At 38.7% G+C, this 12639-nt stretch carries 10 protein-coding genes; 2 read left to right on the plus strand and 8 right to left on the minus strand.

Annotated features, from left to right (window positions below):
- The first annotated feature begins 6 nt into the window (after nt 1-6).
- Nucleotides 7-1440 (plus strand): pyruvate kinase, encoded by a 1434-nt coding sequence (gene pyk, locus ABJD71_RS18450; protein WP_348173041.1) that lies wholly within the window; start codon nt 7-9, stop codon nt 1438-1440.
- A gap of 175 nt (nt 1441-1615) precedes the next feature.
- The gene (locus tag ABJD71_RS18455; RefSeq protein ID WP_348173044.1) at nt 1616-2791 is read left to right on the plus strand and encodes a saccharopine dehydrogenase NADP-binding domain-containing protein; all 1176 of its coding nucleotides are present in this window, start codon (nt 1616-1618) and stop codon (nt 2789-2791) included.
- A gap of 72 nt (nt 2792-2863) precedes the next feature.
- On the opposite strand, the gene ABJD71_RS18460 is transcribed toward ABJD71_RS18455, so the two are convergent.
- From ABJD71_RS18460 to rsmI, 8 genes are all read right to left on the minus strand, one after another.
- Entirely contained in the window at nt 2864-3820 is a 957-nt protein-coding gene (locus ABJD71_RS18460) for a sterol desaturase family protein (protein WP_348173128.1), read from the minus strand.
- A 27-nt stretch (nt 3821-3847) separates the two neighbouring features.
- Complete coding sequence (locus tag ABJD71_RS18465) at nt 3848-6052, minus strand: TonB-dependent receptor (protein ID WP_348173047.1); 2205 nt, start codon at nt 6050-6052, stop codon at nt 3848-3850.
- A gap of 62 nt (nt 6053-6114) precedes the next feature.
- Complete coding sequence (locus ABJD71_RS18470) at nt 6115-7368, minus strand: imelysin family protein (RefSeq protein ID WP_348173050.1); 1254 nt, start codon at nt 7366-7368, stop codon at nt 6115-6117.
- A 107-nt stretch (nt 7369-7475) separates the two neighbouring features.
- Complete coding sequence (locus ABJD71_RS18475; RefSeq protein WP_348173053.1) at nt 7476-9173, minus strand: DUF4856 domain-containing protein; 1698 nt, start codon at nt 9171-9173, stop codon at nt 7476-7478.
- Nucleotides 9174-9406: 233 nt separating this feature from the next.
- Nucleotides 9407-10057 carry a 2OG-Fe(II) oxygenase gene (locus tag ABJD71_RS18480; protein ID WP_348173056.1) on the minus strand — a complete coding sequence of 217 codons (651 nt, stop codon included), beginning with the start codon at nt 10055-10057 and terminating at the stop codon, nt 9407-9409.
- A gap of 106 nt (nt 10058-10163) precedes the next feature.
- Entirely contained in the window at nt 10164-10697 is a 534-nt protein-coding gene (locus ABJD71_RS18485; RefSeq protein WP_348173059.1) for a hypothetical protein, read from the minus strand.
- 97 nt (nt 10698-10794) lie between these two features.
- Complete coding sequence (locus tag ABJD71_RS18490; protein WP_348173062.1) at nt 10795-11769, minus strand: FAD:protein FMN transferase; 975 nt, start codon at nt 11767-11769, stop codon at nt 10795-10797.
- A gap of 2 nt (nt 11770-11771) precedes the next feature.
- On the minus strand, nt 11772-12605 hold the full coding sequence (gene rsmI, locus ABJD71_RS18495) for a 16S rRNA (cytidine(1402)-2'-O)-methyltransferase (protein ID WP_348173065.1): 834 nt from the start codon (nt 12603-12605) through the stop codon (nt 11772-11774).
- Nucleotides 12606-12639: the final 34 nt, after the last annotated feature.

A 12639-nucleotide genomic window follows, 5' to 3' on the forward strand; every position in this document is an offset into this window, starting at 1 on the left:
ATAACAATGTTAAGACGAACAAAAATACTGGCGACCTTAGGTCCATCTACAGATACCGTTGAGCAAATTGAGGGAATTCTAAAGGCGGGTGCCAATGTGGTAAGGATGAATTTTTCTCACGGTACAGCACAAGACCATATAGATCGCGCGGATAAAGTTCGAGTTGCCGCTAAAAAGTTAGGTAAATATGTTGCAATTTTAGGTGATTTACAAGGCCCTAAAATTCGTGTTGCTAAGTTTGCCGAAGGGTCAATTATTTTAAAAATAGGCGATCACTTTATTCTTGATGCTGATTTAGACCGTGATGCAGGGAATCAAGAATCCGTAGGAATCGATTACAAAGAGCTGCCTCAAGACGTTTCAACAGGCGACGTATTGTTATTAGATGACGGGCGCATCCAACTTAAAGTGGATCGTGTTGAAGGAAACAAAGTACATACAAAAGTAACTGTTGCAGGAAAACTTTCAAATAATAAAGGTATCAACCGCCAAGGTGGTGGACTATCTGCAGAAGCGTTAACTGAAAAAGATAAGCAAGACATAGTGACGGCTGCAAAAATCGGCGTTGACTATCTTGCAGTATCTTTTCCTCGCTCAGGAGACGATTTGCGTTACGCACGTCAACTGGCAGAAAAAGCGGGTTGCAGTGCAATGATTTGTTCTAAAGTTGAGCGTGCAGAAACCGTCGCGACTGACGAAGCGATTGATGACATTATTGAAGCGTCTGACGCTGTTATGGTTGCACGTGGTGATTTAGGAGTTGAAATTGGTGATGCAGAACTTGTAGGGGTTCAGAAAAAGCTTATTTCTCGCTCTAGACAACTCAATAAAGTGGTTATCACTGCAACGCAGATGATGGAATCAATGATAACAAGTCCAATGCCAACTCGTGCTGAAGTGATGGACGTCGCAAACGCGGTATTAGATGGAACAGATGCCGTAATGTTATCAGCCGAAACAGCAGCAGGTGAGTTTCCTGTTGAAACAGTAGCTGCTATGTCTAGAGTTTGTGTTGGTGCAGAGACTCACCCTAGCGTGACTATTTCTAAACACCGAGTTGACGAGTCATTCAACTCAATTGGTGAAACAGTTGCATTGAGTGCCGTATATTCTGCTAATCATTTAAAAACAATTAAAGCTATTGTTACTTTAACCGAAAGTGGTAGTACGCCATTACTAATGTCACGTATAACAACCTCTCTGCCTATTTATGCTCTTTCAAGACATGATGCAACCTTGAATAAGATGGCGCTTTACCGTGGTGTTAAACCTGTGTTTTTTGACTCTAGAGGCAGTAACCCTGGTCAATTGAAAACTGACGTGATCGCGACTTTGAAAGAGAAAGGCGTAGTAGAGTCAGGCGATCAATTTATTCTGACTTATGGCGATGAAATGGAAACAATTGGTGGAACTAACGCTTGTAAAATCGTTACAGCTTAAGTAAAGAGTATGTGAAAAATTCCACGTTCAATCAAAACGAGCATTTATGCTCGTTTTTTGTATCTAAAGAAAACTATACATTAGCAACACCTATAGTTTTTAATTATTTAAATAAAGTAAACTTATATTACAAGCCCATTACACTCATTTTACTAGCTGATAGGTTGAGGGTGTGATGAGTACTAATAAAGAATTTGATATTGTTGTTTACGGAGCAACTGGATTTACTGGTAGATTAGTCGCAAAGTATTTGGCTACCCAATACTCAAACGATAAATCCTTAAAGTGGGCCATGGCAGGTCGAAGCGCAGCAAAATTAGCGCAAGTGAGAGATGAGATAGGTGTACCGGAGACTATCCCTCTAGTGGCCGCTGATGTTCAAGATCCAACCTCATTACAAGCTATGGTTAATCGCACCAAGTTAATGCTTACAACTGTTGGACCATACCAAATTTATGGTTCTGAGCTTATAGCTATGTGTGCGAAGTCCGGTGTTGATTATGTAGATTTATGTGGCGAACCGGTATGGATGAGCGAAATGATACCAACCCATGAAAAAGCTGCGCAACAAAGCGGGGCACGTATTGTCTTTTCCTGTGGGTTCGACTCAATCCCTTCTGACATGGGTGTTTATCACTTACAGAAGCTAGCCAAGCAACAATTTGGCAAAGTGATGCCAACTGTGCGATGTCGCGTGAGAAAAATGAAAGGCACATTTTCTGGTGGAACCTCTGCTAGCTTCAAAGAAACAATCGCAGCAGCCAAAAAAGATCCTCTAAAAATGAAAGCTTTACTCAACCCATTTTCTTTAACTCCAAAGTATCAAGGAGTAAACCAGCCATTTGGCAATAGACCTTTCTTTGAAGCAGACTTAAATAGCTGGGTCGCACCATTTGTGATGGCCGTTATTAATACTCGAAATGTCCAGCGTTCAAACTTTCTATTAGGAAAGGCCTACGGAGAAGACTTTATTTACGACGAGATGTTCATGACTGGCCCAGGAGAAAAAGGAGAAGCCATTGCAAACTCCATGACAAATGACAAAAGTATGGGTGGCGAAAATGGTCCAAAACCAGGGGAAGGGCCTAACAAAGAAGAGCGTGAGTCAGGGTTTTATGATTTACTATATATAGGTTCTGATTCAGACGGAAACGAGATCAAAATTTCAGTTAAAGGTGACAAAGATCCAGGGTATGGCTCTACTTCAAAACTCATTGCAGAAGCTGCAATATGCTTAGTGAAAGATACAACGAAAACAAAAGGTGGCATATGGACGACTGCACCTGCAATGGGCGATAACTTAATTAAACGTCTAGAAAACAATGCAGGAATAACATTTACTCAAGAATAATAATTTTTCTAACCGCTTATAGAGAATCAATGCTACTAGTTTACACTTACGAAAAGAAGAAAAGCCATTCGTTTAGTAGTCACTATCTGCTTTTCTTCGTTTCCAAATATCCTTAAAAGGACTTATATAAGCCTCGAGCAGTGACTTATGTCCACTCTCTTGATTTCCGATACCAAATCTTATTTTACCGGTTTCAGATGACTTTATTAGCGTTCCACATCCCCTATCCCAAATAGCTAAAGCCGATCCAAGATTGCGGTCAAAATGCTCTGTTTTATCACTGTGATGTATTTGATGTTGTGCTGGGCTTATAAACCACGCTTCAACTTTATCTCCCCACGACCACCAAATATGAGAGTGTCGTAAATTAGATCCCATCAAGTTGAACACAAACACAAACACATTAGCACCAAGTACATCAAACATACTTAATGTAGGACCAAATAAATAGTAACCAATTCCTACGGCAAGACCTTGTGAAAGCGCCATTCTGCAAGCATATAAGTAACTTTCAAAAGGATGACTGCGATAAATTGTCATAGGGGTCATAACTATTGCTGAATGATGCACTTTATGAAAATCCCAAAGAATAGGAACTTTGTGTAACAAAAAGTGTAATAAGAAACGAGTAAAGTCATCGAATATAAATAAAATAAAAGTAAAAACACTCACTATTACTACCTGATTATTTGTAATCGGCTTTATTTCTCCAAAGACATTTTCTATTGCACCTGAGAAACCTATAGCTATAGGCACCATTGTCAGAACAATAGGTGCCCAGAGTATCAATTTTAGAAAACGGTTTACAATAAACAGGGAGTAATCCAAACGAGCCGAAGGGTGTAACCATATTTTTTTATTAAACACGTACCCCGTAAAAGCCATAAACTTGAAAGGTCTATTTTTTAATAGGAAAACAGGCACAGCAAAAAACAAAGTAGAGAGCAAATATAGACCAAATATTCGTTTATTTGCATCCACTAAATATCCTGGTAATAACAAGATACTTTCACTTAATAGCTCAACTATCTGCAATGTAAGCCCCAATTAACAAATTTAAAATCTATATTTATACCCAATAGAAACTTGACGGGGCTTGGATGGCCTAGCGCCAAAAGGACGCCTGCTTACTATATCTGTGCTATCCAAAAGGTTGTCTAGTTTCATATAGAATTGACTATTGTGGTTTAGCTCATAACTTGCAGATATATCAACCACTAAGGTCGATTCGGTATGTAAACCTGCTAGAGTTGAATCACGAATATCACCTGTTAACGCAGTTTGCGCGACTTCTGGCATTTCATCTGTATAATTGACTAACATAGCGACTTGCCAATTCTCAGCAGTTAAGCCAAGACTAATAGACAGCATGTTTTTGGCTAAATAAGGTAGCGAATCACCAGCAGTTACAAACCCCCATTGTTCAAAATCAGAATAAAACGTCTCTTTGAAAGACGATTGCGTATGAGTGTAAACAATAGCTAAAGGAACAGAGTACTGCTTGTTAATCTCGAAATTATCACTGAAGCTAGCTTCAATCCCATATATATCTACTGCACCAGCATTAAATTCAACATCAGTATCACATCCAGCAGAAATTGAGCAGCTTTCCTTTAAATTGCTGTAATCACTGAAAAAGCCAACCACTTCAGCTTTATTACCATTAGCCTCATAACGCCAACCTAGCTCATAATTTATGCTTTTCTCAATTTTTATGTCTACTGACTGTATGGGACTAGTTGGCACAAACCCTTGATGTATTCCACCAAAAACGCCTGAATTATCATTTATTCCGTAATAAGCACTTATACTTGGCAACCATAATCTGGTGGTTTTATATTGAAAATCCTGTTCTCGTTGCGGCGCTCTATTTTTAAAATAACTATCAATTAATTCGCCTCGTATACCAGCTGTGACTGTTAGGTCATCCAACGTCAATGTATCTTGCAGGTAAACTGAAATAGCCTCGGTTTGCTCTGTATTGGTCGCCGTCGCAACGGTCGCTTCACCAGTTGATTGTAAGAGTCCAGAACGCATTAGAAAGTTGTCTTCAATATGATTACGCTCAATTTCATCTTCATGATAACGAATACCACTAGCCAATTGGTGAGAAAAGCCAAACAAAGACATGTCCCACGTCATATCTATTTGCAAGCCTTGAGAATAGTATTCTCGGTCATTGGTCCCTAAAACTATAATCTCGCGTAATGTGCTATCAGCTTGCCCAGTCAAAACCTGATAATAAACTTGGTTCAGTTCATCAGTAGGGTTAGTTAAAATTTGCTGGAGGGTAGGAATACTCCCACCTTGCGAACTGCCAAATCCATTAAGCTTGAACCAAGCCCGTTCAAAGTCATTTCGGTACACTTTAGTAGTAGCATTGAAATTTTCAAACTCAATATGATGACTAAACTGTACCTGTTGATGCTCCCATTCCATAACATCCAACTGACTGGCCGCATATCTTCTGTAAGGGTTTTTATCAAAATCTTCATCTGTTAAGCCTAAATAAGTTTCATCAGATGTTTCTGACGCATGAGACAACTTTAACTCTAAAACCTGCTGATAATCATCTCCATCTAATTGGTAATTAAACTTAGCCATAACATCAGACTTATCAAACCCAGTATTCCCGCCGCCATCAAGTTCTTTAAACCCATCAGCACGTAAATGGATGCCTTCAACTAAATACCCAAAGTCATCTATATTATCTCCAAAATATCCATGAGCTTTACCATAACCGTCAGAGCCTAAGCTTACGTCTAAACCTGCTTCCCTACCCACCGGAACTTGCCTCGTGACTAAGTTAATGGCGCCAGCTACAGTGTTAGGACCATACTTAATAGTGGATGGGCCTTTTGTTACTTCAACAGCTGTCATACGGCTTGTCATTGGAAAATAATAAGCAGCCGGAGCTGAATAAGGAGCGGGGCTAATTAGAACTCCATCTTCCATGATATTAATTTTTTTGCTGCGCTCAGGGGTAACACCACGAAACCCAATGTTTGGGCGTAGGCCATAGCCATCTTCTTGTCTCACATTCACGCCGGGGATAGTTGCTAGTATTCTGGCGATATCATCGTATTCAAATTTTTCTAGTTCAGTTTCACTAATAAATGTAACAGAACCTGCTGATTTACTTAATTCTTGTTTATTACCGAGAATACTAAAACGCTCAAATGAGTTATTTTTTTCTTCAGCAATAGCTACCTGACTCAATAATATACTTGTGATTAATATTGCTAATGGTGGTTTCTTCATTAAATGCTCTTACTTAGATGAAATTAAATACTATGAGAAAATGATAATTATATAAGGTTGATTTAATCATTATCACCAGCAGATGTTGCTGGTAACTCTAATGCAAGCCCCTGAATAAAGTCAGTTTTTAGCGTATCTGTTACCTTTTTAAGTTCATCATGAACGTGTTGCACTTGTTCTGGGTTTTGCTCCAAAAGCTCCGTAAGAGTTTGTTGAATATCTTCTATAAATTGTGTGACGTTCGTTAAATCATCACGCATTTTTTGAGCAGTATCATCCGCACCTACATCGATAAGATAATCTTCAAACCCTATCCCAACGTCATCATCACCACCCAAAAAAATCATGTTAATAGCGCGAATATTATTAAGAATATTATCCAGAGAGTTGAATGCAAATTGTGATTCAACATTTTCACCACAAGGTACTAACCCGCAATCATTGACAAATATACCTAAGGGGGTCGCTAATTTTGCATCTTTGGTTAAAGTATCGACATAAAACAAAGCGTCTGATACATCATTTACCGCATCATGAACATCAGCGAACGCACTTTCGATTTGCCCAGCATCTTTTAGGGTATCAGCATACCCTTCCTCGCTTGATGTGCCATTCCACTCAGTGACCAGTGACTGACTATTAGCTATTAATTCTATTGCCGCTACTTTTGCAAAATTGCACCTAGCTATAGCTCTGTCTTCATCAATACGGTTATTCCACCCCTGTGGATCTGTACCAAAAACAGTACAACTGTGGTCTAAATTTTGATTAAACAAAAGGTACTCTATTGCATCTAAACCTTTTCTGCTTGGAGTACGAGTACTAATGTCGTAGCCACCTTGCTCCGATAACACTACGTCTTGATCAACAGCGCATTGGCTAACATTTGGCCAAGAATAAATCTTATTTCGCAAGCTATTATTGTTCTCAACTAGAGGCCCAATTTGCATCACTTCAGCCATTTGCCAAACAGCCATAAGCTCTCTCCAACTTTGTTGGGCGGTTATTTGCATTTCTGAAATATTACTAGCCTGATCCGTTAGAGCATCGCAATAATTACTAATTGCGCTCTCTTGCAAGATAGTCAATTCAGCAAACTTCTCATATGTTGGCACAATTACATTGTCTGTAAGGCTTTCTAAGAGCAAGGTCTGATTAAAATCGTCAGTGGCAGGTTGGCTTGACGAATTTTGAGAAAACTGAATACCTTGGGTGCTACTCGAGCTTTCACCACAAGCCGTTAAACTAAAAAAAACAATAGTAACTACGATGTTAAGTACTAGCTTATCTCGCTTTAAATGAAAAAGTTTAACCACACTCTTAACTCCAATACCATATGATTTTAAACGCAAAAAGAGGCTACCCTGTTAAGGTAACCTCTTAAGAGTATCAATCAAGATACTCCAATTTTATAAAAGTAGTTTTACCAGTTAGCAACGTTATCAGCGTCAAAACTATAACTTGACTCTAACAAGGCTCTCGCTGCCAATAAATCTACAATGTATGCAGCTACTTCATCGTCACCAACTAACACTGGTACATCACCCAACAAGCTATGGATTTCTGTGAAATCTGCGTCACTTAATAATGAATGTCTATTAAATTGCAAACCTAAAGCGAACCCTTTCATTTCAGACCAATGCTTCGCTACATCGGAGTAATTAAAATCATCGGTACCAATAGCAGTTAAATCAGCACTCGTATCATTAATGTAATGAATAACTGTAGCTGCGATCGCTTTTTCCCACGTACTAAGTGCTGTATCTCGATAACCATACAACTCCGTTTTTTGCGCATCAGTCAAAGCTACACCAGCTGTATCGTTTAATAACTTACGCCCTTGAAGAAATGCATTCATTGCATCAGCACTAAAATCAATAGCTACAACTGCGCCTCTGTCACGTTTCGAAGCATTCGTTGACTGACCAAAATTATACTCAGAATTAAAATCAATGACGCCATCACCGTCAGTATCATGATAGAGCTGCCAATCATCGCGGCCACCTTTAACAGCGACCTCATCATCTGTATAGCTCAAATAATCTCTAGCTGCACCGAAGTATCCAAAACCTTCATCAAATTGATGCTCAAGAGAGGTATAAGCATTATCTACGTCTGTGTGGTCAGATAATAAACCTTTACCTTCTATATCATTATCTAAGTAATCATCAGCACCTTGCGAGAAAGTAACGGCCATTAACAGAAACTTTTGTATCAGTTGTTTTAAGTCACGACCATCATCAGTGAGTGAAATAGATGTAATATCGTCACCGAATGGGTCCTGACGAACAACACCATCAAGTTGAGTTTGTGCATTATCTGCAAGCATATCAAAAAATGTACGAACTAAGCCTTCTGGGGTAGTAGAGCCTTTTTCTCCCCACCCTTCAAAATCACCGTTGTTCCAATCTTTATGCTGCCCTGTAGCATCATTACCAGCAATTTTTCCAACCAAATCTTTAGATGACTCAGAAATGTCAAATAAAGTTGTTTGACCAGCTGGAGAAGTTTCGGTGAGCAAATTACGCTGTGATGCAACATCATAATCGGCAACATCAAAATAAGAATTTAAGGCATCGATGACAGATGCGCGATTGGTAAATATACCGTTTGTATCAAATGATGTGACATCACTTAATTCATTACTTATTAGCGTAGTTAAATCATTGATTAGAAGTTGACGTGCGATTTGTCCACTATAGCTAACAGCTGATTCACCAATAATATTAGCGCTTTCGAAACCATAGTAATCAAGCTCGTCTTCGATACTAATTGTAAAAGGTTTGGTAAACGTATTGCTAGCGCTATCTGTCACAGTTACATTCAAGGTAACTGTTTCTTCCAATTCGAAATCAATTGAGTGTTCAGAAGTAAGTTGCAACGTCGCACCATCCACTTCAAAACGAATATCATCAACAGTAAAAGTGAAAGTATCATTTGCATTAGTATCAGTGGCAGTCAATGAACCTACTACTACACCTGCTGCATTTTCGTCTACAGTTGAGGCAGATAAAGCAATATCAGAAGGTGCTGAGTTCTTAGAGCTTCCACCACATCCAGCGAGGCCTAATGTAACAGCCACGATAGCAACTGATAACTTGTGCTTTTTAGTTTTTAACATGTATATCTCAATGATTATATGAAAAGTTATCGTAACTATAAACAAAACACAAATGAGAATCAATACCATCCACAAATGCGTTTAGATTACTTTTCATACTAAGATATTCAATTAAAATTACTTTCACCGCTATGAATAAATAATTCCTTACAATAAACTTAATGGGAATTTTAAATTGAATGCTACTCCCACGTTTTAGCCGATGCTATTTTATTAAGAACATGGCTGTTCGCCTAATAGTCGACATTTACTGGCATGTTGTTATTCAAGCTATACCAACCTGCTATGCTATAGCGATCACTGCTACTGGTGAGCACTTCGTGGGGGAAAACTTCACTTAGGAAAATAACGCACCGATTAAAATCAGGGGAAACTTTAGACAGTGGCTCTAAGTCTTGAGGATTAGCATAAAGAACTAGCTCACCGCCTTGATTACTTTTCCAGTTTTTATTTAAATAGCATATTGTACTTAACAGTCTATTGCTTCGGCCTTTAAATGCGTCGAGGTGTCGTCTATAAAAGTCGCCTCTTCTATAATGTGAAAAATGGCATTCAAAGTCTGATAACCCCAAAAACAGTCTTTGATTTACTCCCTGTTTGAGATACTCCATCAAAGTAATATAAGTCGATTGCGGATGCATTTTTTTCGTAAGCCACAGGGTACTATCTGTTCGAATATCATTATTTAATTGTTTGTCTTCATTTCGCCCAATACCTGCCGTTTTAAATTTAGTCTTAGATAAAGTTTCAGCATCGATTGAAAGCTCCAACGCCAAATCGGTTGGTAAAAAGTCCTCTAACAGCACGTAGCCTTGAGCAGTAATAGAGTCAGCAACGAAATCTAAAACTTGGTCAGTCAAAAATGTTTTACTTAGCTTGCTCATTCTGTTCCTTCAAAGAAATTTGAATGAGTATATCTAAATTACGTAACCAGAATACGAGTTAACCTTAAAAAGGGGAATATTTAACGTTTGTGACGGATGGGTAGATCTAATATGAGTTTAACTGCACATTACTGTTTGTAGTTGATATTTGCCGAGTTGTAACAAACGTATTTTGAATAAGGGCGGCGTCACTACTGGCCCGATGTCGCTGTACTTGCATTTCTTTAAGTAGTTTGTCTTTTGTAACATGCCATAATGACATTTGTGGTTCGTTTAAGATCATTTCTAATGAGCTCACTTGAAACTGCATCATTACTCCTGCTGCATGGAATAACTTGATTAACCAAGTATCATCAACAACCCAACCGTCAGAGTATACTACTTGTCCATGAAGAAATTGATTAAGTTGCCGACACACAGACTGAACGGTCTCACCTTTTTCACTCAAAAGGTGCCGGCTAATACCATGTAGAGATTCAGCTTTCTTATCCCAGTGAACCCAGTCATTTTGAGGTTTAATTAAACAACAGAAACGCTCACCAGCATCATTAATTACCCCAACTTCTATGGGATAACTTGCGGCACCAAAACCACTTGCTTCAATATCTATAATTGTCGGAACCAATATCTTTTCTCTCACAATGTCTCTAACAAGCTTTCACAAAGGATAAATTATTACTCTATATTCAATATTGAATATTGCAAATAAAAAACGTAACTAAATGATTATTACGTACTTACTCAATGAGGGCACTTGAATAATGCAGTTTACGAGAATTGTCTACAACAATTCCATCATACCCTGGTGTTCTATTTAATAAGTCCATTCCTTTTTGAACACCTAGTACAAAAACAGCTGTAGACAAAGCATCATTTAAGGTGCTTTTGGGCCCAATAATTGACACGCTTTGCACCTCATGAGCCGAAGCGCCCGTTTTCGGTGATAAAATATGGTGATATCGTTTACCATTTTCTTCAAAATATCTTTCATAATCACCGGATGTAGATAAAGCGATATCAACCAGAGGCAGCACAACTGCTTGTTTCTGCTTATTTCTGGGATCTCGTATTCCTACCATCCAAGGCTTACCTAATCGATTTCCAAGTAAACGGGTATCCCCACCTGCAGTGACTAAAGCATGTTTTATGCCCATTTTTTGTAAAATATCAATCGAATTATCTATAGCATGACCTTTTGCTATTCCTCCTAAATCTATTTTCACATTTTCGTGTGCGAAAAAAATACTATGCGTCAACTCTGTAAGCTGTATGTGTCTATAATCAATAGCTGAGAGTAATTTTCTAATACTAGATTGTGTAGGCTTTTTGTTTTCACGATAGTTATACAAAAAGCCCACACTCGCAAAAGTAATATCGAATGCACCTTGGGTTTCTTTCGACAATTCTATGGATAAACTAATTAAATCAAATAATTCTTTAGATACAACGACTGGACCAAATGCTGCTTCAGCATTCAACTTACTAAGTTCACTCGTAGGTTTATAGGGGCTCATTAGGCGGTCTATACGTCTCATTTCGTCCATGACGGCTTCAGTAGCGGCTTCACCCGTAGCCCTAGATTCACTCCATAATTCAACATGAATATTGGTCCCCATGATCCCCTGTTTACTCTCAAACCACTGTCCAAAGCTACTTGTAGTAAAGAACACACACACAAGAAGTAGATAAAATCCACGAAACACGTTTCTCATAATTACAAATCTAACCCCAATTGATATAATTTATTTTTCTTTAAACCATATTGCTCAGCTGTAACTGCCGCAGCCTTTTTTAGCGGAAGCTCGTTCATTAATAGCTTTAGCAGATTAAGTGCCTCGGATGACACATCCGTTTGGCTAGGCTTCTCACCCGCCACCATTAACACAAACTCCCCTCTTTGATGATTTACATCCGCCTCTAGCCAGTCTAAGCATGCTTCTGCAGTTCCAGAGTAGAAGGTTTCAAAGGTTTTAGTTAGTTCTTTTGCTATAACCATTTCACGCTGAGGTCCAAGTTCAGCAATAGTTTGCTTAATCGTGTCCACCACCCTTCTTGGCGACTCATAGAAGACTGTAGTCATGGTTTCCGTCAATAACTTCTGTAACGTTTGTTGTTTAGCCATGGTTTTAACAGGTAAAAACCCTTCAAATTTAAATTTATCTGTCGCTAACCCAGCCGCACATAAAGCAGTAATTGCGGCGCATGGGCCAGGTAAAGGCACAACGTTAATTCCTGCTAATCTGCACTGATTAACAAATCCATACCCTGGGTCACTAATCAAGGGAGTACCCGCATCTGAAATCAAGGCGATACGTTCTCCTTGATTTAACTTTTCTATAAGCTGCTTTGAACGTTGTATTTCATTATGGTCATGAAGTGAAATTAATCTTGTAGAAATGGAGTAATGCTGCAATAACTTCTGACTATGGCGTGTATCTTCAGCAGCAACTAAGTCAACCTCTTTGAGCGTCCGTAATGCTCTATGTGTAATGTCTTCTAAGTTACCAATTGGTGTAGCCACTATAAATAACGTGCCTGATTCAATCAAAGATAATTCTCCACTGTAAAGTTCTGGTTGTCGC

Origin of the sequence: Paraglaciecola sp., assembly GCF_039943935.1 — a bacterium.
GTDB lineage: Bacteria > Pseudomonadota > Gammaproteobacteria > Enterobacterales > Alteromonadaceae > Paraglaciecola.